Origin of the sequence: Paenibacillus sp. BIHB 4019, from assembly GCF_002741035.1 — a bacterium.
Lineage (GTDB): Bacteria > Bacillota > Bacilli > Paenibacillales > Paenibacillaceae > Pristimantibacillus.
Map to the genome: position 1 here is coordinate 109,325 of NZ_CP016808.1, position 25,839 is coordinate 135,163.

At 50.3% G+C, this 25,839-nt stretch carries 18 protein-coding genes; 7 read left to right on the forward strand and 11 right to left on the reverse strand.

Annotation, left to right across the window (positions count from 1 at the left end):
* Nucleotides 1–85: 85 nt before the first annotated feature.
* Nucleotides 86–478, forward strand: a complete 393-nt coding sequence (locus tag BBD42_RS00495; protein ID WP_056039670.1) for a DUF4190 domain-containing protein — start codon at nt 86–88, stop codon at nt 476–478.
* Between the two features lie 98 nt (nt 479–576).
* On the opposite strand, the gene BBD42_RS32710 is transcribed toward BBD42_RS00495, so the two are convergent.
* From BBD42_RS32710 to BBD42_RS00520, 4 genes are all read right to left on the reverse strand, one after another.
* The gene (locus BBD42_RS32710) at nt 577–1,503 is read right to left on the reverse strand and encodes an HNH endonuclease (protein ID WP_348272583.1); all 927 of its coding nucleotides are present in this window, start codon (nt 1,501–1,503) and stop codon (nt 577–579) included.
* A 97-nt stretch (nt 1,504–1,600) separates the two neighbouring features.
* On the reverse strand, nt 1,601–2,557 hold the full coding sequence (locus BBD42_RS00510; protein ID WP_099516548.1) for a 3'-5' exoribonuclease YhaM family protein: 957 nt from the start codon (nt 2,555–2,557) through the stop codon (nt 1,601–1,603).
* A complete protein-coding gene (locus BBD42_RS00515; RefSeq protein ID WP_099516549.1) occupies nt 2,557–3,117 on the reverse strand; it encodes an HD domain-containing protein in 561 nt (186 codons plus the stop codon). Before BBD42_RS00515 ends, BBD42_RS00510 begins: the two co-directional genes overlap by 1 nt.
* Nucleotides 3,118–3,365: 248 nt before the next feature.
* On the reverse strand, nt 3,366–4,079 hold the full coding sequence (locus BBD42_RS00520) for an S-layer homology domain-containing protein (protein ID WP_099516550.1): 714 nt from the start codon (nt 4,077–4,079) through the stop codon (nt 3,366–3,368).
* A 561-nt stretch (nt 4,080–4,640) separates the two neighbouring features.
* Between BBD42_RS00520 and BBD42_RS00525 the strand changes: the two genes are divergently transcribed.
* The 3 genes from BBD42_RS00525 (at nt 4,641) to BBD42_RS00535 (ending at nt 9,555) form a co-directional block, all read left to right on the forward strand.
* Nucleotides 4,641–7,517, forward strand: a complete 2,877-nt coding sequence (locus tag BBD42_RS00525) for a 2-oxoglutarate dehydrogenase E1 component (protein ID WP_099516551.1) — start codon at nt 4,641–4,643, stop codon at nt 7,515–7,517.
* A gap of 5 nt (nt 7,518–7,522) precedes the next feature.
* Nucleotides 7,523–8,776, forward strand: coding sequence for a 2-oxoglutarate dehydrogenase complex dihydrolipoyllysine-residue succinyltransferase (gene odhB, locus BBD42_RS00530; RefSeq protein WP_099516552.1), 1,254 nt, complete (start codon nt 7,523–7,525; stop codon nt 8,774–8,776).
* A gap of 305 nt (nt 8,777–9,081) precedes the next feature.
* Nucleotides 9,082–9,555: a C40 family peptidase gene (locus BBD42_RS00535; protein ID WP_099516553.1), complete on the forward strand. Its 474-nt coding sequence runs from the start codon at nt 9,082–9,084 to the stop codon at nt 9,553–9,555.
* Between the two features lie 102 nt (nt 9,556–9,657).
* On the opposite strand, the gene BBD42_RS00540 is transcribed toward BBD42_RS00535, so the two are convergent.
* From BBD42_RS00540 to BBD42_RS00560, 5 genes are all read right to left on the reverse strand, one after another.
* Complete coding sequence (locus BBD42_RS00540) at nt 9,658–10,566, reverse strand: ArsR/SmtB family transcription factor (RefSeq protein ID WP_099516554.1); 909 nt, start codon at nt 10,564–10,566, stop codon at nt 9,658–9,660.
* A 110-nt stretch (nt 10,567–10,676) separates the two neighbouring features.
* Nucleotides 10,677–12,185: an arabinosylfuranosidase ArfA gene (arfA, locus tag BBD42_RS00545; RefSeq protein WP_099516555.1), complete on the reverse strand. Its 1,509-nt coding sequence runs from the start codon at nt 12,183–12,185 to the stop codon at nt 10,677–10,679.
* A gap of 227 nt (nt 12,186–12,412) precedes the next feature.
* Complete coding sequence (locus tag BBD42_RS00550; RefSeq protein ID WP_099516556.1) at nt 12,413–13,675, reverse strand: ATP-binding protein; 1,263 nt, start codon at nt 13,673–13,675, stop codon at nt 12,413–12,415.
* A gap of 205 nt (nt 13,676–13,880) precedes the next feature.
* Nucleotides 13,881–14,792 carry an ornithine carbamoyltransferase gene (locus BBD42_RS00555; RefSeq protein ID WP_099516557.1) on the reverse strand — a complete coding sequence of 304 codons (912 nt, stop codon included), beginning with the start codon at nt 14,790–14,792 and terminating at the stop codon, nt 13,881–13,883.
* 130 nt (nt 14,793–14,922) lie between these two features.
* Nucleotides 14,923–16,101: an oxalate decarboxylase family bicupin gene (locus tag BBD42_RS00560; protein WP_099516558.1), complete on the reverse strand. Its 1,179-nt coding sequence runs from the start codon at nt 16,099–16,101 to the stop codon at nt 14,923–14,925.
* 177 nt (nt 16,102–16,278) lie between these two features.
* Here BBD42_RS00560 and BBD42_RS00565 point away from each other — a divergent pair, with 177 nt between their 5' ends.
* Both BBD42_RS00565 and BBD42_RS00570 read left to right on the forward strand, forming a co-directional pair.
* A complete protein-coding gene (locus BBD42_RS00565) occupies nt 16,279–17,715 on the forward strand; it encodes a SpoVR family protein (protein WP_099516559.1) in 1,437 nt (478 codons plus the stop codon).
* Nucleotides 17,716–18,369: 654 nt separating this feature from the next.
* Nucleotides 18,370–18,768, forward strand: a complete 399-nt coding sequence (locus BBD42_RS00570; RefSeq protein WP_099516560.1) for a RidA family protein — start codon at nt 18,370–18,372, stop codon at nt 18,766–18,768.
* A 63-nt stretch (nt 18,769–18,831) separates the two neighbouring features.
* Here the strand turns inward: BBD42_RS00570 and BBD42_RS00575 are convergent, their stop codons facing one another.
* Together BBD42_RS00575 and BBD42_RS32780 are read right to left on the reverse strand one after the other, a co-directional pair.
* Nucleotides 18,832–19,911, reverse strand: a complete 1,080-nt coding sequence (locus tag BBD42_RS00575) for a tetratricopeptide repeat-containing glycosyltransferase family 2 protein (RefSeq protein ID WP_099516561.1) — start codon at nt 19,909–19,911, stop codon at nt 18,832–18,834.
* 48 nt (nt 19,912–19,959) lie between these two features.
* Nucleotides 19,960–24,114, reverse strand: coding sequence for a beta strand repeat-containing protein (locus BBD42_RS32780; protein WP_481855955.1), 4,155 nt, complete (start codon nt 24,112–24,114; stop codon nt 19,960–19,962).
* A gap of 876 nt (nt 24,115–24,990) precedes the next feature.
* Here BBD42_RS32780 and BBD42_RS00585 point away from each other — a divergent pair.
* On the forward strand, nt 24,991–25,704 hold the full coding sequence (locus tag BBD42_RS00585; RefSeq protein WP_099516563.1) for an AAA family ATPase: 714 nt from the start codon (nt 24,991–24,993) through the stop codon (nt 25,702–25,704).
* The last annotated feature ends 135 nt before the right edge of the window (nt 25,705–25,839 follow it).

Genomic DNA, 25,839 nt, shown 5'->3' on the forward strand with positions numbered 1-25,839 from the left:
TAATGTATGGCCTTCGGGTAAAAAGAGACGTATAATAATGGAAACCCTGATTTCATCATATTTCCAAGCTTAGGAGGAACCATCCTTGAATGATTACAACAATGGGCATAATTATCAAAACCATGCGCCATTTCAGCCACCATTCCAGCCACCGGTGCAGAAGACGAACGGTGCTGCAATTGCCGCGCTCGTGTGCGGCATTACATCCTTCATCCCGTTCATCGGTATACTTTTAGGCATTGTCGCTGTCGTAATGGGCATCGTTTCGCTTAATCAAATTCCAAAAACGCGCGAGCAGGGACGCGGCATGGCGATAGCCGGCCTCATTTGCGGAGCTATTAGCCTATTCCTCAGCTTGCTGGTGTTTTTACTTTTTATTATTGGCATCATGAGCTACGAGGACAGCATGTACAACTATGGCTGGAACGAAGGCTACTACAATGCCTCGATCCAGCTAGTCAACGCACTGAACTTGTAGAAGCTGTTCCACGCCTAACTTTATCGCACACAAATAAGCGCCAACATACCGTGCAGCTTCGCTGCCCGCTCGTATGTTGGCGCTTATTGTTAATGGGACTATACTTCCCGCATAAAATCCTCCAGGTTTTTGTCAGCCTTCGACTGGTTGCACATATGGCAAGCACAAACACAATTGTCCGGCGTCGTATGGCCGCCCTTGGCGCGCGGAAGCATATGGTCGATCGTATCGCCATACTGCTTGCAGAAAAAGCAAGTATAATTATCCCGCGTTAAAATATATTTACGAAAATCTTTATTGCTGAATAGCCTGCGAATCGTCCGGCGATTCACGACAACGGCGGCATGCTCGTTAACGAGTATAACGGCCAGCTCCAGTTCAATTTCCTGATACCACTGCCTGCCCTTGTCGGTTTTGCCTCTCATCCATACCGTGCCTTGCCCGGAAGGGCGCAAATAGGTAGGGTCCGTCGGCGAATGATTAGACGGCTTCGGCAAAGGACGCTGCTTCGGCGAGCGGGCAGCCGTCTTCGCTCGCGGCGCCTTCTTCTCCGGCTTGCGAACGACGCCTAGCCTGCTAACTGCGCCGGCTTCCTGCGCCACTGCCGCCACTGCTGAATCCGTTCCTGGCGGCTGGGCGCCTGCTCTCGGGGCAGCTGCGCTGGCTTTCGCCGCTTCCCTGCCGCCCGTTTCCTTCGCCGCCTGCTCAGCTGCGGCGGCTACTGCCGCTGCGGCCTTCGCCCGCCTTCTTCTCCCGCCGCGCTTCCGGCGGGACTTCTTCTGTACGCCAGCAGCCGCCGCTTCCGGCCTAGGCTCATCTGCGGCGCCTGCTTGTACAACTGGCGCCTCCACAACAGCTGCTGGCGCGGCCTGCGAGCTCGCCCGTTCTTTCCTGCAGGAGCGGCAGGCGCCGCGCCGCGAGTCAGGGCCCGAGCGCCGGCCGGTACGGCGCAAAAAATCGCCAAGCGGCTTGTCTTCGTTACAGTACGCGCACTGCTTAATCGGCGTTTGTATGATTTCTGCCATTGGTATTGTACGGGCCTGGCAAGCATGAGCCTGCGTACCCGTTATTGTCACCTCAAATTTTTATAGATATGTTTGTTCCCTGTTATTCTAAGCAGAGTTACAGCTTCATCCGATAAATAGGCTTATTTTCGAGCCCGCGGATAAAGGGTGTCCACGGTTCCGTGTCTGGCGTCGTATCCAGCGCATCCTCGACCATTTGCAGCTTGGCATCCATGGCATCAATATGATGCAGCGCGACCGCCTCTGCTGTCTGAGGCTGCACCGGGCTGCCCCATTCACCCAAATTGTGATGGGAGAGCACCAAATGCTGCAGGCCGAGCACCTTTTCCGACTCCAGATCAATATCGCAGCGAATAGCCGCTTCCGTAATCCAGTTGGATGCGAGGGAAATATGCCCCATTAGCTTGCCAGACAGGCTGTATTCGGATACGATGCCTAGCTGGGCAACCATTTCCTCCGGCTTGGCAATATCATGCAGCACAATGCCTGCCTTGATTAAATCGGCATTCAAGAATGGACGCTGCTTGCAAATAAAAGCGCCAATTTCCAGCATCCGTACAATATGATAAGCAAGACCGGCAAAATAAGCATGATGATGTGTTTTCGCAGCCGGATAATGCATCAGTCTGTCCTCGACCTTATCAACGCAATACGTGACGATCGTTCTAATTTCCTGGTCAGCAATGCTCTCCGTTACCTGTTTAATCGTATGCACGAGGTCGACTGGACGAACCGGCGCCGAGCGGATGAAATCCGTCAGCGCTACCCCGTCCTCTTCCGTAACTTTGCGCATGCGCGAAATTTTTATTTGCAGCTTCTCCCGGTATGTATGAGCGTTGCCTTGGATTTTTACCAATCCCATTGGGAAAAAGGTTTCCTTATCCGCACTCGATACGTCCCAATATTTAGCGGAAAGCTGGCCGCTGGCATCGCATAATACGATGTCAAAATAATCTTTCGGCGTTGCCCCGTTCGTCTGCTTCACTTCAAGCTCTCTAAGCAAATAATATCCGGTAAAATCGTCTCCGCTCACCAGTTGGTTAATCAATGTCATTATGCCCTGTCCCCGCTTTCCCTTTGACCAAACATCGCCTCAATTTTTTGATTTAAAACGTCCAGCAGCGGAAAGCTGCCTTCATGGCCGAGGCTGTCCGCCACCGCCTTGTAATACCATTCCTGCTGCACCCTGCCGCGGTTGAAGCGATCCCACACCTTCTCGCCCTCCCGCTCATAAGCGGCAAGCGTCGAGCCCATATTATGCAGCTTATCCGCGCAGGCTACCGTCTTGATGTCTAGCGGCGCCTTTTTCAAATAATCCAGTTTATATTGCTTGCGCTCTTCCCAAGACAAGGATTTGTTGGGCTCCGTACAGCCGACGACAATTCGCGTCACTTCCGGGCCAAAAAGCTCCAGCAGCGCTTCCTCCGTCGCCTCCGTATCTTCGAGCGTATCATGCAAAATGCCCGCAGCCACCCACTCCGCCTGGCAACCCGCCTCCATTAATATCATACCCACACCGAACGGATGTGAAATATAAGGAATATTCGACCCCTTGCGAAGCTGATTCCCATGCAGCACCGCTGCATAATCAATTGCTTTTTGAATCAGGCTCATGAATGTACACCTCCAGGTTCAAGATCGTCCTGCTTTTATCTATAGATGCATCGTGATTTCACGCAAGCTGCTGTTGTTTTTTATACAACTTTAGTCTAGCATCTTCCTGTATATGCAAACAAGCACGCGTTTAGGCCTGAACCAAAAAATCCGTCAATAAAATAGCGTTTTCATGGCATAAACGAGAAAAAACCTCCACACCCGCTTCTAACAGTAGGGTTGGAGGTTTCTATGCTGCAGTTAAACGTTTATTGCTGTGCTGGCTTTATCCCTTGCTCTTCTAGAGATTGGTCGCCAGTCTCTCCTTCAAGCTGCTCGTTATGTTCCTTAATAAATTGATGCGCATTGTACAGCATCGCTGTGGATTCAGCACGGTTTAAAATTTGCTGCGGATGGAATTCGCCTTTATCATCCAAAGCAGTAAGCTTGTATAGCAAAGCGCGCTGAATGGTGCCTTGATATTCAGTCGTAATGTCACTCTCGTCTGAAATGACGACATACATTTTGATCAGCGGGTATTGTCCGGTCTTTTCCAGCGCCTGCACGAGGTAATGCGTGAACTGCTCGCGTGTCATCGGGGCATTTGGGTCAATATCAGCTGGAATGTCGAGTTCGTTGTAGTGCGCGATGATGAAGCTGTCTGCGTACCAGGCATTATTTTTCACATTGCTAAAAAGGCCTTCTGCTTCTGGAGCTTTATTAAATGAAATGGCGGCAAGGCTAATTTGCGTCGTCTTTACAATAAGCGAAATACCTTGTGCATTTGTCAAGCTTTCTTCCGGCTGGAACAGCGACTGCGATACGCCATTCACAATTCCGAGCCCTTGAAGCGTCTCAATTTGCGCCTTTTGCGGGGAGGTTGCGATATCCGTAAATGAACTTGCTGCGAAAGCCTGACCTGTCAGCGCTACCGATAGAGCCACGGCAGCAGAAATAGATGCTGTTGCGATACGTTTCTTCATTAGAATCAATCTCCTTTAGTTGTTGAACGCGTTCTAATTCTATAAACGATGCCTGTTTCAAAAAGGTTGCAGCCTCTTCCTCTCGCTTTGAGCCGTTATCCCCTTAGCTCAGAAACTGCCTTGCAGCACAAGCAGCGCAAACCATCCAAACCTCCTAAACGCCATCACCTCCTGAAATAAAGAGCTGATTAGACAGTGACACGTTAACAAAAATCCCCATCGTCCCACCCTTTTCTGAGCTAAGGGGATAACCGGCAAAAGAGAAATTTACCGCTGCCCCTAAGAATGGACAATTGAAACTTTAAGCAGGCTGCTTCGTATAAATTGAAAGGGCATACATTTTTTGCTCAAAGCCCTTAACAATCGGTTTTGAATAACCGATAAATGGGAGAGACTGAGAAGATGGACTAGCGGCTCACCGATTGATCTATTTTCAAGATAGTTATGATACATAATCGTTATTTAAGTTTCCATGTCGTTCTGTACTATAATGAAGTCATATGCTAGTTCTGATTCCGTCCATAAACTTACAAAATTCAAAGACGGAGGTATCTGTCGAAAATGTCGATTGGCAATGAAACTAACCCAAACCCGTGGGAAGGCTATTATGGCCCCAACTATGGGTACATCCAAGAACAATATGAGCTATTTAAACAAAACCCTGAAACCGTAACATCTGAATACCGCGATTTATTTGCTCGCTTTGGCGAGCCGCCTGCTTATGCTGCAGGTCAAACTGCCGCTGCTCCTCAAACGGTGGGCGCTGCTTCAATCGATGCGAAAACGCTTCAAAATTTGGTCGCTGCCGGCAAGCTTGTATGGAACATTCGCGCTTTCGGTCATTTGGCGGCTGATATTGATCCGCTCGATATCGGACCTAAATCAAATACGAAGATGCTAAGCCCGGAAACGTATGGCATCACTCAGACGGATCTGCTGGCTCTGCCTGCCGAGCTCGTATGGACGAATGCTCCTTCCGATGTTGCTAATGCATGGGAAGCCATCCAGAAGCTGCTTAAAGCTTACACAGGTACGCTAGCCTTCGAATTCAGCCATGTGCATGATGAAGCGGAGCGTGCTTGGCTCAAGAAGCGCGTTGAGCGCGAGCTGCCTTCTGCTGCACTCAACAAGGAAGAACGCAAGAAGCTGCTCGTCAAGCTATTCGAAGCAGAGCAATTTGAAGATTTTCTGCAGCGCACCTTCGTCGGTCAAAAACGGTTTTCCGTTGAAGGCAACGATGTGCTTGTAGCCATAGTCGATGAATTGGTTCACGAGCTGTCAAATGACGGTGTGAGCCAAATTGCGATGGGCATGGCACACCGTGGGCGCCTTAATATTTTGGCGCATGTACTGGGCAAGCCATATACCAAAATTTTCTCCGAGTTCTACAACTCGCCGAACAAGAAGCTTATTCCGTCCGAAGGCTCGATCGGCATCAACTACGGCTGGACTGGCGATGTGAAGTACCACTTGGGCGCCAATCGTTCGTTCAAAACTGGCGAAACGGTTGAAACTCGCATAACGCTCGCGAACAACCCGAGCCATCTTGAATTCGTCAACCCGGTTGTCGGCGGCTTTGCTCGTGCAGCACAGGATGATCGCAGCAAGCCTGGTTATCCGGTAACGAACCTGGACACAGCTGCTTCCATTGTTATGCATGGTGATGCAGCATTCCCTGGCGAAGGCATTGTAGCGGAAACCTTGAATATCGCTCAGCTGAGAGGCTATACCAGCGGCGGTACGCTCCATGTAATCGTCAACAACCGCATCGGCTTTACTACAGAAAGCCATGATTCCCGTTCGACGCAATACGCAAGCGATGTAGCTAAAGGCTATGAAATTCCAATCGTGCATGTTAACGCGGATGATCCTGAAGCTTGTATTTTTGCAGCGCGGATGGCTAGCGAATACCGTACGCTTTTCAAGAAGGATTTCCTAGTTGACCTGATTGGCTATCGTAAATATGGACACAATGAGACGGATGATCCGGAAACGACTCAACCTCTTATCTATAAGAAAGTAAGGGCTCATGCCACTGTAAGCACCATCTACTCCGATAGACTGATTGCAGCTGGCGCTATTACAGAGGCTGAAGTAGCGGAGCTTAAGCAAGGCGTTATTGACCGCCTGAAATCTGCTTATGACGAAGTGAAAGCACGTGATGGCCAAGAGCCTGTTCATCAGACACAAGGACTGCAAGGAGAAAAGGATAACAATACTTCCGTTTCCCCTGTATCCATTGAAACACTGCAATCGATTAATACCGAGCTGCTTCGTTTCCCTGAAAGCTTCAATGTGTATCCGAAGCTGCAGAAGATTTTGGAGCGCCGCACGAATGCATTGAACGAAGGCGAGAAGTTGGATTGGGGCCATGCGGAGACGCTTGCCTTTGCTACGATTCTTGCTGACGGCAAGCCGATCAGACTTAGCGGCCAAGATGTCGAGCGCGCAACATTTGCTCACCGCAATCTCGTGCTGCATGATGCTGAAACAGGCGAAACGTTCTGCCCGCTGCACCAAATGCCGCAGGCGAAAGCATCGTTCGCAATCCATAACAGCCCGCTTTCCGAAGCTGCTGTTCTAGGCTTTGAATATGGCTATAACGTGCACGCGCCGGAAACGATGGTTATTTGGGAAGCGCAATATGGCGATTTCACCAACGTCGCGCAAGTGCTTATTGACCAGTTCATTTCCGCAGGCCGTTCGAAATGGTCGCAAAAATCCAGCATCGTTATGCTGCTGCCGCATGGCTATGAAGGCCAAGGACCTGAGCATTCCAGTGCGCGTCTGGAGCGTTTCCTGCAGCTGTCAGGCGAAGAAAACTGGACAGTTGCCAACTTGACGAGCGCTGCGCAGTATTATCATATTTTGCGCCGCCAAGCTTCCATTACGGAAAGCGAAGCTGCACGTCCGTTGATTATTATGGCTCCTAAGAGCTTGATTCGTAACCCGCGTGTCGCCTCCAGCGCTTCCGAGCTTAGCAATGGCTCGTTCAAGCTGGTCGTTGAGCAGCCGAGCCTCGGCAGCAAGCCAGAGCGCGTAGAGCGCCTGATCTTGTGCACAGGCAAGATTGCAATCGATTTGGAGGATGCAATCGAGAAGGAGCAAGGGAAGGACCTGGATTGGCTGCACATTATTCGTGTCGAGCAGCTGTATCCGTTCCCTGAGAAGGAAATTGCTGAAATTATCGCCCGCTTCCCTCAACTGAAGGAAATTGTGTGGGTTCAAGAAGAGCCGAAAAACATGGGCTCGTGGCATTATGCCGATCCGCGCATCCGTGCGCTTGCGCCAGAAGGTACAAGCGTAAGCTACATTGGACGCCCAGAGCGTTCCAGCACAGCGAGCGGCTTCCAGCAAGTACATGCTTTTGAGCAGCAGCATATTATTTTGCAAACATTGAAACATAGTCCGTCATTGACATACAACTCAGGGAGGTAGCCACTGTGCAACAAATTATAGTACCAGCAATGGGAGAATCGATTACGGAAGGCACGATTTCCAAGTGGATTGTTAAAGTAGGAGATTCGGTTAAGCAAGGCGATGTGCTGCTGGAGCTTGAGACAGATAAAGTCAACATCGAGATCAGCGCCGAGCAGGATGGCACGATTCAAGAGATTACACGCAGCGAAGGCGATACCGTTCAAATCGGCGAAGCTATTGGCTCCATTGCAGCAGGCGGAGCGGCTCCGTCCGCCCCTGCAGCTGAGCCAGCGAAAGCAGCTCCTGCTGTTGAAGCAGCTGCTCCAGCGCAAGCGGCACCTATTGCGCCTCCTGTAGCAGAAGCAGACAGCAAAGGCGGTCAAGTTGCCGCTTCCCCTGCTGCAAGAAAGCTTGCAAGAGAAAAAGGCATTGACCTGACACAGGTTCAATCCCGCGATCCGCTTAGCCGCGTTAGCTCCGATGATGTCCGCTCGCACGGCACTCAGCCGGCAGCGCCGCAAGCACCGTCTGCTCCTGCTGCTAAAGCGCCAGCTGCACCTAAATTCCAATCGGCTAAGCCTTACGAGCGCAAAAAAATGTCGCGTCGCCGGGCAACGATTGCGAATCGTCTGGTTGAAGCTCAAAGAACAGCAGCTATGCTGACAACGTTCAATGAAGTGGATATGACCGCAATTATGGACATCCGTAAACGCCGGAAACAATCGTTCTTGGACAAGCATGAAGTTGGTCTTGGTTTTATGTCCTTCTTCACGAAAGCTGTCGTTGGCGCACTGAAAGAATTCCCGCTGCTAAACGCTGAAATTGAAGGCGAAGATATTATTGTGAAGCAGTTCTACGATATCGGTATTGCCGTATCGGCTAAGGAAGGTCTTGTTGTTCCGGTTGTCCGTGATGCAGACCGCCTGAGCTTCGCTGAAATCGAACGCTCGATCGTTGACCTTGCTGGCAAAGCCCGTACGAACTCGCTTGGATTGTCTGACCTGCAAGGCGGTACATTCACAATTACGAATGGCGGCACGTTCGGCTCGCTGCTGTCCACGCCAATCATTAATGCACCGCAAGTTGGTATTCTGGGCATGCACAAAATTCAGCTTCGTCCAGTTGCGATCGACGCTGAGCGCTCCGAGAACCGTCCGATGATGTACATCGCCCTTTCCTACGATCACCGCATCGTAGATGGCGCTGAAGCGGTACGCTTCCTCGTTAAAGTGAAAGCAATGCTTGAAGATCCAGAAACGCTTCTGCTTGAAGGTTAATAAGCAGAACCGATGAACGAATAAAGGATAACACGCATAACCCCCATGGCCTTAAAGGCCATGGGGGTTATTTTTTACTTACAAAAAATAACTAATGAATGCGTAATCATTCATCATTCTTCTCATTTTAGCCTGGATTTGAATGAGAAGTTTCTCATCTATTTTTAACAATTGGTATCAAAACACCATTAAATCTAGTTTTATGGTCTCAGAGGAAATTACTCTCAATTTTAATTGTGGTATTGTATAGCTATAAACATATAAATAGACAAGCTATCAACCCAGAGAAGAGAGGCATTCACATCATGAAAAAACTTCGTTTTGGCAAAATGGCTGCATCCCTTGCACTTGCTGCATCGCTTACTTTATCTGCTGTTCCTTTTACACAAGCACCGGCAGCTTATGCGGCATCCGCCTCCACCCAATCCAAAATTGTGTCAGTGGCAAAAGGCTTTATGGGAACTCCTTATAAATTCAGCGCTCCCACTAGTTCAACTCGCGTTTTTGACTGCTCTTCCTTCACCAAATATGTTTTCGCCAAGGTTGGCGTTTCTTTGCCTAGAAGCTCGAAGGATCAATCGAAAGTCGGTTCGTTCGTATCTCGAAGCAATTTGAAGGTTGGCGATCTCGTTTTCTTCTATTCCCCTATTCATCACGTCGGCATTTATATCGGCAATAATCAGATCATTCATACATACGGTGCTCCTGGAGTGACCGTTACGAGTTTAAGCTCCAGCTGGTGGAGCAAAAATTACGCAACAGCACGTCGCGTGCTTTAGCACAAGTTTATTCTTACTCACACAAACGCCTATAATAAAAGCCGTATCGCAATCGTCAGAGTTCCCCCCAACCTGGCTGCGATACGGCTTTTATTCATTTGCTTATTCCTCGTAATAAACCCGAAACATCATATCCTGATTGTAATTGCCAAAGCCTTTGCCATATAGGGTAAGGCCGCCTACATGCGCAGCATCCTTATCTACCGCGATGCGCAGCGTCCAGTGATTGCGATCAAGTGTAATCTGCTGCAGGCTAGTGTCGCTTACCTGCTGCCCATCTACAAAGGTGCCATCCTCCTGCACGCGAATGACTTTGAGCAAGCCATATTGATTCAGGTTGCCCTGCCACCAGGAAGGAGAAAATTTGCCGCGTGTATCCCCATAATCGCCAGGGCTTGTCCACTTGCCGATCGGCGTCCCATTCAAGCTGAAGCTGATATCAGACAGCCAGTTCGGGTTATACCCTGGTGCTTCGGAGCCCAGCTCAAGCACAAGCTCAAATGCGCTCGGCCGCTGCCCCGGCAGCAAATAATTAGGGATTTTATATTCGACGTATCCCCGGCCAAACCATAAAATGCCCGCATTCATCCGCTCCGGCTCTAGAAAAAAGCGCGGATCATCGAATTGGCCAATGACCTTCTCCACCGTCGCAATGCCGCAGGTCGGATGTACTTCATACTCGGTGTAGTGTCCAATTGGCACTGAGCTTTCATGCATTTTTTTCACTTCGCGTGTATGATGGGGCAGCTCGATTTCTATATGCTGCTCGGCGAGCGTACATATTTTATGCGTGCCTCCCTGCTTGCGCACCATCTTCGTCTCAATGAGATGCGCCTTCTCCAGCTTGCGAATATGCATCGTCACAATCGCGCTGCTGAGCCCCAGCGCCTCTGCAAGCTCTTTAACATTCATCGGGCTTACTGCCAGCAAATCTATAATATGAAGCCGCACGTGGCTCGACAACGCCTCATAGAGCGGCAGCCAAGCTATATCTGTATTGGCTTTAATCATTGTGTTCACCCTCCTTCCTCTTATCATCGCATAAAATGAAACGAGAGGGAACAACCGCCTGTATAGCCCGTCTCACCCGAGCTAAGCTTGCGATTGTTCCCCATTAGTCTTTACAGTTTAATTCGAATGACATTCCATGACGCTTTGTTCAGTACAGCTTGGATTTGGCCTTTATCCGTTAATGTTGCGCTGCCATTCGTGTGCGGCGTTACGCGGTTAGGCGCATCTGCTGTATTGGAAGCAGACAAATCCTCATTTTCCAAAACAATATGCTCCAAAATGCGTCCTTGACCGAAGCTGCGAAGGTCGATATCGAACGAAATGCTTTCTTCCAGATGACGATTCACCGCAAAAACGGTAACCTCTTGCTTCTCTTCATTATGCACCGCTACAGCTTCAATATAAGGCACATCTGTAAAATCTTTAGTGTCATGCTTAGGCGAGCTCATGAGCGGCACAAGCACCTCGCCTCTGCCGAACAGGCTTGCGTGCATATACGGATAATAAATCGTCTGCTTCCATGCGTCTCCGCCGTTCGTCGTCATAATAGGAGCGATGACATTGACGAGCTGCGCGATACAAGCCATCTTCACCCGATCGGCACGCTTGAGCAGGCTGATCAGCATACAGCCGACGACCAGCGCATCCTCCTGCGTATAAATATCTTCCAGCTGTGGAGGGGCAATTTGCCAAGGATCAAGCTTTTTGTCCGATTCATTAGAATGGAACCACACGTTCCACTCATCGAAGGAAAGGTTGATCTTTTTCTTGCTGCGTTTCTTCGCCTGTACGAAGTCAGCTGTCGAAATGACCGTATTAATGAAAGAGTCCATTCCTACGGATTGCGCGAGGAAATTCGCTGTATCCTTCTCGCGGTTGCCGTAATACTGATGCAGTGAAATATAATCCACGTCATTATAAGCTAAATCAAGCACTGTCGCTTCCCAATCCGGGAAGGTCGGCATGCCGATCGCTGAGCTGCCGCAAGCGACAAGCTCGATCGTTGGATCAACCCAGCGCATAACCTTTGCAGTCTCGCTGGCGATACGTCCATACTCGACGGCGGTTTTAGCGCCGATCTGCCAAGGGCCGTCCATTTCATTGCCGAGGCACCAGGTTTTGACGTTGTGCGGGTCCTTGTAGCCGTGCTGCACGCGCAAATCGCTCCAATACGTGCCTGAAGGGTGATTGGAATATTCGAGCAGGTTGCGCGCCTCATCTGGCCCTCTCGTCCCCAAATTGACCGCCATCATCGCGTCCGTATTCGCTTTGCGGCACCAGTCCATAAATTCATTAAAGCCAATCCAGTTCGGCTCAATGGTGCGCCAAGCAAGCTCCAAACGCCGCGGACGCTGATCAAGCGGGCCTACGCCATCTTCCCAGTTGTAGCCTGATACGAAGTTGCCGCCGGGATAACGCACAATCGGCACATCCAGCCCTTTTACAAGCTCCAGCACATCGGAGCGAAAGCCCTGTTCATCCGCCTGCGGATGGTCCTTTTCATAAATGCCGCCATATACTGCCCGGCCCAAATGCTCGATAAACGAGCCATAAATTCTTTTATCGACTTCACCTACTACAAAATCCTTATCAACGATCAGCTTTGCTTGTTTGGACATGTTCAGCTCACCTCATAAGATTAATGTTTTTGTTAACCGACTAATAAAATTACAATGTATAATTTCATTAAACACTATGCAGCAGCAGAACGCAAGCACGAATTCATAACGCTTCCAATCTTTTTGTCCCTATGAAAAAAAGGTTGAAAGAGCTGCCTTCACAGCCTCCTTCAACCTTCCTTATCCGTTATTCGCTTCCTGCCAAGCTCGCTCGCTTGCTTGCTTCGTCATTCTGAAGCAGCAGCCCGCTCGAGCTGAAGCTCGCATATCGTGCCTTGATTCGTTTTACTGTGGAAAAAAATTTTGCCGTTCATTTCCTTGACCATATTCATGACAACCATTAGCCCGAGCCCGGTGCCGCGCTCCTTCGTCGTATAATAGGGCAAGCCTAACCGCTTAACCTGGGAGCGATTCATCCCGCAGCCCGTATCGCGGACGAGAATTTGAATTTTATTGCGCACTAGCTCGGTCTGCACCGTAAGTTTGCCTCCTTCAGGCATAGCCTCAATGCCATTTTTCATGATGTTGAGCATACACTGCTGAAATTTCTTGACCTCGCCGCAAATAATGAGCGGCTCCTTCGATAAATGATACACCTCAACGGATATGTTCGACAGCGCCGAATAAGGCTTCAGCCAAGGAATGACTCCGTCGATTTCATCCTTCACATTCAGCAGCCGCCGCTCTTCTTCACTAGGCTTTGAAAAATTCAAATAGTCGGTAATAATGGCATTGGCATGATCGATCCCTTCAAAAGCATAGGTGCGGTAGCGCTCGAACGTCTCGCGGTCTAGCGGCTCCTTGCTCATCAATTGCAGAAAACCTCGCGTCGTAGTAAGCGGGTTGCGGATTTCATGCGAAATAGAGGCAGCGAGCTGGCCTACAATTTGGTTTTTTTCGGAGATGATGAGCATTTGCTCGTACCATTCCCGATTTTTCACATTAAAATAAATAAAGCTGATCAGCAACGATGAAAAAGCCGCCCCAACAGCAATTATACCGAGCTGTAGCACATTTAAAGCATGACCGAGCGCAAGGGAAACACCGATATAAGCCAGCATGTATAACAAGACTAGGAACAGATTAACAACGCTTAGCTTCTGCTGGGTATTTGGCTTTATTTTAAAGTGGAACAGCAATCCGGTCAGCAGCAGCACAGTGATAGCTGTTCCTGTTGGCAGCCAGTGGTTGCCATAGAGCAAAGTACCGCCAAAGAATAATACCATTCCCGTAACTATACCTGGAAGCAATCCTTCATAAAGCACAGCGAGCGCCAGAGAGACGGAGGTCAGATGCAGCGCGTAGACAAGGGAGTCAATTTCCTCCAAGCTCAGAAATACCGTTGTAAATACGACGAGCAGCCCCAAAAAAAGCAGCCTCCGCTTCAATGTAGAGGCCAGCGATCTAGGGGTAAAAACAATAAACATGAGTGCAGCCGCCATAATATACAACAGCCCGTGAACGATTGATTCTAACGTAAGATGAAGCACAATTTTATCCTCATACTCTCTCTCATATAATAATTTCTTACAAAAATTGTATTAAAAAATTTGATAAGATCACAATTTTATATTACTATACATAACCTTTCATTGCCAATGGCAGCTTGTTTCAATTACAAAAAAATCCGGCCCGCCAGCAGGATATGCCCTTCAACTTTATTTGAAGGCATGTCCCGCTGGCGAAGCCGGAAACTTATGGAAGGAGATGAAGCAGCAGCGCTTTTTGAGCATGCATCCGATTTTCCGCCTGCTGGTAAATGACCGAATGCTCCGATTCTACCAGCTCCTCTGATATTTCAAAGCCAGGATGAATCGGCATATCATGCATAATGTAAGGCGTACAGCCCGCAAGAGTGCTGCTGTTTAATTGATACGGAAGCATTTCCTTAATGCGGCGCCGCTTCTCCTCCTGATAAAATTCCTCTTGATAAAACTCCATATCAATCCATGTATCCGTATATACAAATTGTGATTGTGCGGCTGCATCCTGCAAGCTGTCGAGCTGTTCCACCCAGCCGCTTTGCAGCGCGTTATCCATCAGCAACTGATTCCATGAAGGTTCATTAATGATCGGCGTAACGAGCAGCAGCTTGATGCCAAGCAGCATGCAGCCTTCCACGAGCGAATTGGCCACATTGTTGTGAATCCCCACATAGGCGAGCGTTACACCAGAAAACGTACCCGCCACCTCATAGATTGTCATCAGATCGGCCAGAGCCTGGCATGGATGGTATTTATCACAGCAGCCATTGATGACAGGAACGGTCGCATAACGCGCCAGCTCCAGCAAAGCGGCATGATTTTTGAGCCGCGCCATAATGATGTCGCTGTTTCTTGAGACGTAGCGCGACTCGTACTGGATAGGCGAAATGCTGAAGTTGCTGCTGTTCCAGTCCATCGGAACGACGTAGCCGCCAAGCTGGTTCATGCCGGATTGAAACGAAAGATTTGTCCTTGTTGAGCTTTTTTGAAAAAGCATCAGCAGCCCCTTATTGTCGGCCGCCTTGCTGTAGACTTGCGGATTGCGCTTTATTTCAACCGCCTGTTCAATGATACTCTGAAGCTGCTCCTTCGTTATGTGCTCAAAAGATAAAAAATGCTGCAAGCATAACACCTCCTACTGAATAAATATTCATTAATTTGAATTATTATTCATAATAGCGAGTTTGCCTGCTTTTGTCCAGCCTCTTCCATAGGTCAGATGCCGACGGACATAGCCCAGCCCTAGTCCGGCTTTAAAAACCCGGATATTTGACCACCGGCCATTTCTCTTTGCGCAGCTTGGATACAAACGCGTCCCCTACGTTGAGATTGCTTTTTACAAGCTCGGCTGGAGTGAGCGCCATCCATTGATTAAGGGAAACGTCGGCGAAGCGATCGCTTTTGAACATTTCCAGAAACCATAAAGTTGTGTTTCCGGTATTTTGCACATAATGACCGCAGGCAAACGGCACATATCCCACATCGCCTGCCCGCACATCATACGTTCGTGCATTTCCATTGCCGGTAAATACAGTTATTCGGCCTTGACCCGATAAATAATATTGCCACTCGTCGTTATTCGGATGCCAATGGAGCTCTCGCATAGCGCCGGGCTTAATTTCTACAAGTGCTGCTGCAATCGCTTTTGATGCTGGGAAGTTGGATGAATCGACGATTCTTACACTGCCTCCCGGCGTAAGGATAGGCGTCTGCTTCAACAACTCAAACTTAAAGGACTGCGGGATTGTTCCGTATGGAGATTCTACCTTTTGACTCTCTATGGAACCGGGAACCGCCCCTTTATAAATATAAACCTGATCATCGGGAATATGGTCAAACTCACTAACCGGTACGCCAAAATTGGCCGACAGCACTTCCTTCGGCGTATGGGCAAACCAATCGGAAATCGACAAGGTGTTTAAATCCGAGAAATTCCCATCGTCAAACACGAGCAGAAACTCGCAGCCCCCTTCCAGCCCTTGAATGGAATGAGGAATGCCCGGCGGAAAATACCACAAGTCGCCCGGCCCGATATCCGCTATGAAATTTTTCCCGTTCTGGTCCACCGCAGTAATCCTCGCATTTCCAAGCAGCATGTAGGACCATTCTGCCTGTTGATGCCAATGCATTTCCCTGACCCCGCCCGCTATTAGCGACATATTGACACCTGCCAGCGTTGTCGCAATCGGCAGCTCCCTAGCCGTTATCTCACGGGACCAGCCCCCTTGATTCAACTGCATATGGGCATCCGAAAATGAAAATTTCATATTGGGAACGAGACCTGCATCCGTTACAGGCGGTACTAGCATATCCGGATTTTCCAAATCCCGCATCACATCGCGCGGCCCTAAATCCGGGCCTCCCGCCCCGTCACTCCGAATCGGCTGAGGGATATGCGGGTATTTCGGCCTCGTATTGTCAGATTCGCTCATCAATGACCATCCTCCTGTACATAGGTAGACTGCGTCAGCATTCACTATCTGCCAATATATGCTTGGATGTTGAAATTATGAGTTTTTCAAGCTTATTCATCCCCTTCCCGTCATAAACTTGGCCCACTGCACATACCTATGGTATGAACGGTATTATCAAGTACGGGGGGATGGCTGATGAACCAGGATGAGATCCGCGCATTGGAGCGGTCCATCGATGAAATTACGGAAATCGCTCAAGGCTTTGGCCTCGATTTCTACCCGATGAGGTATGAGATTTGCCCAGCCGACATTATTTATACGTTTGGCGCGTACGGCATGCCGACACGCTACAGCCACTGGAGCTTTGGGAAAACCTTCAACAAAATGAAGATGCAATATGATTTTGGCCTTAGCAAAATTTATGAGCTCGTCATTAACTCCAACCCCTGCTACGCCTTCCTGCTGCAGGGCAATTCACTTATTCAGAACAAGCTGATCGTCGCGCACGTACTCGCCCATTGTGATTTCTTCAAAAATAACGCCCGTTTCAGCACGTCCAACCGCAATATGGTCGAGAGCATGTCCGCTACAGCTGAACGCATTCAGCAATATGAAATGGATTATGGCCTGGAAGCCGTCGAAAAATTTATCGATGCCGTGCTTGCCATTCAGGAGCATGTGGACTCTGCAATTATTAAGCCATACCAGCTCGATAAAACCCGTTATATTGAAATGCTGACGACGGAGCAGAACCGTTCAGTTAACACGGCTATCCCTTCCGAATACGAGGATCTATGGGGGCTCGACCCGGATGATGCCAATCGCCAGGATCAAACGCCGCCGCCAAAACATTTTCCGCCAGCACCGGAAAAGGACTTGATTTGGTTTATTGAGGAGTACTCGCCTCAGCTTGCGGACTGGCAGCGCGATATTATGTCGATGATGCGCGATGAGATGCTTTATTTTTGGCCGCAGCTGGAAACGAAAATTATGAACGAAGGCTGGGCTTCTTACTGGCATCAGCGTATTATTCGCGAGCTCGACCTGACAAGCGAGGAAACGATTGAATTTGCCAAGCTGAACTCCTCCGTCGTCGTGCCCTCCCGGCATACGCTGAATCCGTATTATTTGGGGCTGAAAATTTTCGAGGATATTGAGAAGCGCTGGGATAAGCCAACGATAGAGGAGCAGCGGCGCTTCGGGCGCGTACCGGGCAAAGGCCGGGAAAAAATGTTCGAGGTGCGCGAGCTCGATTCGGATATTTCGTTTCTCCGTAATTATTTGACCAAGGATTTGGTCAAGGAGCTGGACCTGTATGTTTTCGAGAAGAAGGGGCCGGAGTGGAAAATAACCGATAAATCGTGGGAAAATATTCGCGACCAGCTTGTTTACTCTAAAGTGAACGGCGGCTTCCCCAGCTTGTTCGTCACAGATGGCGACTTTAACCGTGTAGGCGAGCTCTACCTGCTTCACAAGTACGAAGGCATGGAGCTCGATCTGAAATATGTTGAGCGCACGCTGCCGCATGTCGTACATCTCTGGGGCAAATCGGTCCATCTCGAAACCGTCGTCGAGGACAAAAAGATCGTGTTCAGCTGCGACGGCAAAAAAACAAGCCGCAAGTTTGTGTAACGCTTAACCGCGGTTGGGAGCAAAAAGGCGAGAATCTGCTTCGGGGCAGCCTCTCGCCTTTTTTTATAAATTGAAAGCTCCGTCCGACCTCTCGCCGCCCCTATCTATACCTATCCCCATAACCAGAACTTTGACTTTCTCTTTCTCTTTCTCTTTCTCTTTCTCTTTCTCTTTCTCTTTCTCTTTCTCTTACCTATACGTTTTGCTTTTGCAGGTTATCCCCTTAGCTCAGAACGATCGTCGTCCCTTATATCGGGGATAAAAAAACCTATCTCAAGCAGGCCATTAACCTATTTGCAATCATCCAATCCGCGTTTCTGAGCTAAGGGGATAATAAACATAAGAGAAAAAAAACAATCCCCCCTCTGTAGCCCTCTATTATTCCGGATTTATTAAACAGCAGATTGATTTGGCTTTAAAGATCACTGGAATTTGACTCCGCCTATCGTTTCACTTAAACTTTACCTACGATTACATCTTCCTAATTTTAAGAGAAAGGAGTGTCCGGTCATGAAGAAACGATCCTTGCATTTCATATCCTCTGGCTACGGATACTCGACTGCTGTTTTTTTCTAAAATCCATTTAACGGGTGAAGTGTGCCTAAAAGGGTTGGTTGAAAATGGTAGAAATCTTAAAATGAGAGGCGAAGATGCATGAAGAATTTAGGAATTACTAGAAAAAATCCAGCAGGAATGCCCCGTCCAGTAGGGAATTACAGCCACCTTACAATAATTCCGAGAAACGCTGAGTTGTATGTTACTTCTGGCCAAATCGGAACGGACCAAAGCGGCAACATCCCGAGCACTTTGAATGAACAAATCAACCATACGTTTGCTAATATCAACATTTTGCTGAACTCCGAACAATTAACCTCCGATCATATTATTAAGGTGAACATTTGGGCCACTGAAAAAATAGACTGGGAATATCTCTACGAAAAATGGGCGGAGCTGTTTGGCATTCATTATCCCTCAATGACGATTGGCTATCTTTCGGAATTAGGGCTGCCAGAAATAAAAATAGAAATTGAACTATGGGCGGCTAAAGCTTAAAACCGGCAGCAGCAGACTAAGGCTATACTTAGTCCGCTGCTGTTTTTTTATATTTGATTAAGGTTATTCCGCTTTTTGCCGCAATGACTCCAAATAACCTTTGTTTTGCAGCACTCGGGGGTCCTCTGGCCGGAAAGTTCGGGCAGCCTCATTATGCCGATAGGCCAGCTCGTAATCGCCTAAACGATCGTAGCAGACGCATAGCTGAAGATGAGGCAGCCAGGTGGAGCAGGCCATATTGACAAAGCCCAGCCGTTGGTCGGACTGCCCACGCTCAATTGCGAGGTTATACCAGAAACCAGCCGTCTCGAAATCTTTTTGCTGCAAAAAATAATATCCTAACCGGCAGCAAAATTCCGCCCGCGGACTGCCATATTGAAACGATCTTAATATTGATTCAAGCTCCCTCTGTGTATCTCCAAGCCGGTTATAGCAATCCGCCAGCTTGCCGCATGTCGCAGCATTATCCTCCACCCACCCTTCGCCCGTCGAAAGAAATTTTTCATAATACATAATCGCTTGTTCAAATTTTTCGTGGTCGCGAAGCTCATTCGCGTAATAATAAAGATCACGAGGGGAAAATAGCTCGCCGCGCTCCAGCCGTTTTTCATAAATCATTAAATTCCGATTATGGTCATGATGCAGGCTGTTATGGGTAATGGCAATATCGCTGCTTTCGATGTTTCCCCACACCTCCAAATACTCATGCACCGCGCCAATCCATTGGTAGTTGTTCGCCCTTTTGACAATTCGGTTGCGGCTAATGCTGGATGCCAGATTGCCATATTCATCGAAGGCTAGATGATAGTTCATTCGGACAGAATCGACCTCTGGGCTCAGCTCTGCTTTTAGAACAGCAAGTTTTTCGCGGTCATTTTCCAGCAATACATCATCGGCATCGAGCCAAAAAATATAATCCCTCCCAGCCTTGCTGAATGCATAGTTCCGAGCCGCAGCAAAATCATCCGTCCATTCCCTATCAAAAATCAGCTCTGTATAGTTGCTGGCGATAAATTTCGTACGGTCGGTTGAGCCCGTATCTACAATAATAATTTCATCTACTAAATCGTGAACGGAAGACAGGCAGCGGCCGATGGTATCTTCTTCATTTTTGACAATCATACAAAGGCTGATGGATATCATTTCACTCACCTCGATATTAAAATTGGGACAAGTAACGGTCGCCCTTCCTTATGTCAATTCGTGTATGGACCAGACAATGCCATTCGTTGTGCCGTTGCCTAAGTTCAAGGAAATAGTAAGACCATTTGCCACGTAAAAAAGTCCGATAACATCACCTGCATTAAGCGTCACGTCTCCAGCTAAAGTGACTGTTCCGCTGCCAAGAATCGCTCTCAAAGTTAAAACAAGAGCAACATTGACGTTGAGAACCGGGAACAGCCCTGTTATCAAAGTTGTAGCAGTAGGCGTCGTTCGCTGGACAGCAAAAGCTGGATTAACAGCTGCTCCGAGCGTAACTGAAATAACAGCCGTAGTTGCATAGTTGATGGTAGCCTTAATTGCATATCTTCCCGTTGTGGGAGCCGTATAATTGCCCGTAACCGCATTAAAATTGGGATCACTAAAATAAGGGCTTGCCGTTGACCAATTTGTTAGCTGCGTACTAGCAGAAGTCGTAAGAGTTGCAAGAAACGCCGAAAACCCTTCTGTAGCAAAGTTGGGCCCTGTTGGTCCTGTCGCTCCTGTTGGACCCGTTGCTCCTGTTGGTCCTGTCGCTCCTGTTAGACCCGTCGCCCCCGTTAGACCTGTCGCTCCTGTTGGACCTGTCGCCCCCGTTAGACCCGTCGCTCCTGTTAGACCCGTCGCTCCTGTTAGACCCGTCGCCCCCGTTAGACCCGTCACTCCTGTTAGACCCGTCACTCCTGTTAGACCCGTCGCTCCTGTTAGACCCGTCGCTCCTGTTAGACCCGTCGCTCCTGTTGGACCTGTCACTCCCGTTAGACCTGTCGCTCCTGTTGGACCTGTCGCTCCTGTTGGACCTGTCGCTCCTGTTGGACCTGTCGCTCCTGTTGGACCTGTCACTCCCGTTAGACCTGTCGCTCCTGTTGGACCCGTCGCTCCCGTTAGACCTGTCGCTCCTGTTGGACCTGTCGCTCCTGTTGGACCTGTCGCTCCTGTTGGACCTGTCACTCCCGTTAGACCTGTCGCTCCTGTTGGACCCGTCGCTCCCGTTAGACCTGTCGCTCCTGTTAGACCCGTCGCTCCCGTTAGACCCGTCGCTCCCGTTAGACCCGTCGCTCCTGTCAGACCCGTTGCTCCTGTTAGACCCGTCGCTCCCGTTAGACCCGTCGCTCCCGTTAGACCCGTCGCTCCTGTCAGACCCGTTGCTCCTGTTAGACCCGTCGCTCCCGTTAGACCCGTCGCTCCCGTTAGACCCGTCGCTCCTGTCAGACCCGTTGCTCCTGTTAGACCTGTCGCTCCTGTTGGACCTGTCACTCCCGTTAGACCTGTCGCTCCTGTTAGACCCGTTGCACCTGTATCGCCCGTAGTCCCGGTCGCCCCTGTTACACCGGTTAATCCCGTTACTCCCGTTAGACCCGTCGCTCCTGTTAGACCTGTCATTCCCGTTAGACCTGTCGCTCCCGTTAGACCTGTCGCTCCTGTTGGACCCGTCGCTCCCGTTAGACCTGTCGCTCCTGTTAGACCCGTCGCTCCCGTTAGACCCGTTGCTCCTGTTAGACCTGTCGCTCCCGTTAGACCTGTCGCTCCTGTTGGACCTGTCACTCCTGTTAGACCTGTCGCTCCTGTTAGACCCGTCGCTCCTGTTAGACCCGTCGCTCCTGTTAGACCCGTCGCTCCTGTTGGACCTGTCACTCCCGTTAGACCTGTCACTCCCGTTAGACCTGTCGCTCCTGTTGGACCCGTCGCCCCCGTTAGACCAGTCGCTCCCGTTAGACCTGTCGCTCCTGTTAGACCCGTCGCTCCTGTTGGACCTGTCGCTCCCGTTAGACCCGTCGCTCCCGTTAGACCTGTCGCTCCTGTTAGACCTGTCGCTCCTGTTGGACCTGTCGCTCCTGTTAGACCCGTTGCTCCCGTTAGGCCCGTTGCACCTGTATCGCCCGTAGTCCCGGTCGCCCCTGTTACACCGGTTAATCCCGTTACTCCCGTTAGACCTGTCGCTCCTGTACCGCCTGTTGATCCAGTTACTCCCGTTGAACCCGTAACGCCTGTTGACCCAGTTACTCCCGTAGCCCCGGTTGCTCCCGTTGGACCTGTCGCTCCTGTATTTCCTGTATTTCCTGTATCGCCCGTAGCTCCCGTAGCACCAGTTACTCCCGTTGGTCCAGTCACTCCTGTGATTCCCGTTGATCCTGTGATTCCTGTTGATCCCGTAACGCCCGTAGTCCCCGTCGCTCCCGTTGGACCCGTCACTCCTGTGTTTCCTGTCGTTCCTGTATCGCCTGTGGGCCCAGTTACTCCCGTTGAACCCGTCGCTCCTGTGTTTCCTGTATCGCCCGTCGCTCCCGTAGCTCCCGTAGCACCAGTTACTCCCGTTGGTCCAGTCACTCCTGTGTTTCCTGTCACTCCTGTGTCGCCAATAGTCCCCGTTGCTCCCGTTGGACCCGTCGCTCCTGTAATTCCCGTAGCTCCCGTATCGCCTGTAGCCCCTGTTGATCCAGTTGTTCCTGTAATTCCTGTTGCTCCCGTTGGTCCCGTCGCACCAGTGATCCCTGTCGCTCCTGTATCGCCTGTTGAACCCGTTAGTCCCGTTGCTCCTGTAATTCCTGTTGTTCCCGTAACGCCAGTAGTCCCCGTTGAACCTGCGATTCCCGTAACTCCTGTATCGCCTGTTGACCCAGTTACTCCCGTTGAACCTGTAACGCCAGTAGTCCCCGTTGGTCCCGTCGCACCAGTGATCCCTGTCGCTCCTGTATCGCCTGTTGACCCAGTAACTCCCATTGGGCCCGTTAGACCCGTTGATCCCGTTGGACCGGTCGCACCTGTGATTCCCGTTGCTCCCGTATCGCCTGTAGCCCCTGTTGATCCAGTTGATCCCGTAGTTCCCGTTGGACCTGTCACTCCAGTGATTCCTGTCGCTCCCGTAACGCCTGTAGCACCGATTGAACCCGTCGGACCCGTCGCTCCTGTGTTTCCTGTTGCACCCGTAACGCCCGTAGTTCCCGTTGATCCTGTGATTCCCGTAACTCCTGAAACGCCAGTAGCACCGGTTAAACCTGTTGGACCCGTCGCCCCTGTAATTCCTGTTGCTCCCGTATCGCCTGTTGACCCCGTCGCTCCTGTGTTTCCCGTAGCCCCCGTATCGCCTGTCGACCCAGTTACTCCCGTTGGACCCGTCGCTCCTGTATCACCCGTAGTACCCGTTAGTCCCGTCGCTCCTGTAATTCCTGTTGCTCCCGTATCTCCTGTAACCCCGGTTGATCCCGTTTGACCCATCGCTCCTGTGATTCCCGTAGCTCCTGTACCGCCTGTTGACCCAGTTACTCCCGTTGAACCCGTAACGCCTGTAGGCCCCGTCGCTCCTGTGTTTCCCGTAGCTCCCGTATCGCCTGTAACCCCGGTTGATCCCGTCGCTCCTGTAATTCCTGTTGCACCCGTTGGTCCCGTCGCACCAGTGATTCCTGTCACTCCTGTATCGCCTGTCAACCCAGTTACTCCCGTTGAACCCGTTGGACCGGTCGCACCAGTGATCCCTGTCGCTCCTGTATCGCCTGTTGAACCCGTTAGTCCCGTCGCTCCTGTAATTCCTGTTGTTCCCGTAACGCCTGTTGACCCCGTTGATCCTATTGGACCTGTTGGACCTGTTGGACCTGTCACTCCTGTGCTTCCCGTAGCTCCCGTTGGTCCAGTATCTCCCGTGTTTCCTGTCGCCCCTGTGTCGCCAGTAGTCCCCGTTACTCCTGTTGGGCCGGTTAGACCCGTCGCACCAGTAATTCCTGTTGCTCCTGTATCGCCTGTCGACCCAGTTGATCCTATTGGACCGGACGCACCTGTGTTTCCCGTAGCCCCCATATCGCCTGTCGACCCTGTTACTCCCGTTGGACCGGTCGCTCCTGTGATTCCTGTCGCTCCCGTAACGCCTGTCGACCCTGTTACTCCCGTTGGTCCCGTCGCTCCTGTAATTCCCGTTGCACCCGTATCGCCTGTAGCCCCTGTTGATCCCGTTGGTCCAGTCGCTCCTGTGATTCCCGTAGTCCCGGTTGATCCCGTGATTCCTGTCGACCCAGTTGGACCTGTTGCTCCCGTATCACCCGTAGTGCCGGTAGTTCCGGTTAATCCCGTTGGACCAGTCACACCCGTTATTCCAGTCGCTCCTGTAACACCCGCAGTCCCAGTTGCCCCCGTTGTACCTGTAGCACCAGTCATTCCTGTCGCTCCTGTATCACCCGTGACCCCTGTCGTTCCCGTTAGACCTGTTATTCCCGTCGCTCCCGTTTCGCCTGTAGTCCCAGTTCCAGTCGCACCTGTAGTCCCAGTGGTTCCTGTCGCACCTGTCGCTCCCGGATCACCCGTGTTCCCTGTTGCTCCCGTTTGACCAGTTGCTCCTGTTGGGCCAGTATCTCCCGTCGCACCACCCGCTGGTCCGGTCTCTCCCGTCGATCCGGTTATCCCTGTAGCTCCGGTTATTCCTGTTGCCCCACTAGCCCCAGTCGTTCCCGTCGCCCCGGTAAATCCTGTTATGCCCGTCGTGCCTCCAGCCGGTCCCGTTGCTCCAGTTGAGCCAGTTGAGCCAGTATTTCCGGCAGCACCGGGATCTCCTGTGGCACCTGTCACACCTGCAGCTCCAGTCTCCCCTGGCAGACCATCTGCCCCTCGCATCCCGGCCGGGCCGCGCTCCCCCTGCATACCTTGAGGGCCACGCTTTCCCTCAGCACCCTTTGGACCCGGAGGGCCTGTCGGCCCAACAACAGGAACAGGACAGCATTTCGGTTCTGGACATCTTTGTTTATGAGGGGTCTTTCGTTTACAAGGACGTTTTTTCTTGTGCTCGCATCTAGCTTTTTTTTTCGGCTTGCGTTTCGGTTTATGGCATGAGGATATTTTGCTCATTCGCTTTTTATAGGAACTCAACAAGAACATCCCCCTATCTTAATCGTCTATAATAGGTCATATGTTTGTCAGACCTTGGACTATCACAACAAGTCGCAAATTGTTCCTCTCCCTCCCCACTCCCCATGCGCCCAAACACTCCACATGTTAAAATAAAACAAACTACTTCTTCTGCCAAAGGAGCTGAACGCCTTGTACTTACGGAGTGCAGAGCTGCTCAAGGAGCGCATTCCCAATTACAGCAAGTATCCCTTTTCCATTCCTGTCATCCAGTCAATGAGCAAGCTTCATTTCCATACCCATATCACCTTTTTTGTAGGCGAAAATGGTTCCGGCAAGTCCACCTTTCTAGAAGCTATAGCCTATCAATGCAGCTTTAACACCGCTGGCGGAGGACGCAACAACAGCTACGACGTAGATGCCTCTGAATCTGCACTAGGTCCCTACGTTCGGCTTTCCTGGATGCCTAAGCTCACGAATGGCTTTTTTCTGCGCGCAGAAACGTTTTACCAATTCGCCTCTTACCTCGATACAGTTCCCGAAAGCTTGCCCTATTACGGCGGAAAATCGCTGCATGAGCAGTCGCATGGCGAAGCCTTTCTATCGTTGTTCAAGCACCGTTTTGGCAAAAAAGCGATCTATTTGCTCGACGAGCCCGAGGCCGCGCTTTCTCCTGCCCGCCAGCTCGCGCTGCTTCGCGTCATTAAAGATTTGGAGCGCGATGCCCAGTTCATTATTGCGACTCACTCGCCTATTTTGCTTGGATATCCGAACGCGCAAATTTACAATTTTGACGTCAAGCCTGTTGAAGAAATTCGCTACGAGGACACAGCGCATTACCAGCTAACTCGACGCTTTCTTGAAAACAGAAAAAATGTATTGAACGAGCTGTTCAGCAACGACTAGCAACTCTTTCAATATTCCTTACATAAACTTAACACTATATGTACTAGTTTTCTTACGCGAATCTATTTCTATTATTTAGAAAAAATAGTACAATTGCCTTGTGCTTCCAACCAAGGAAGCCGCTCTAATTAAACC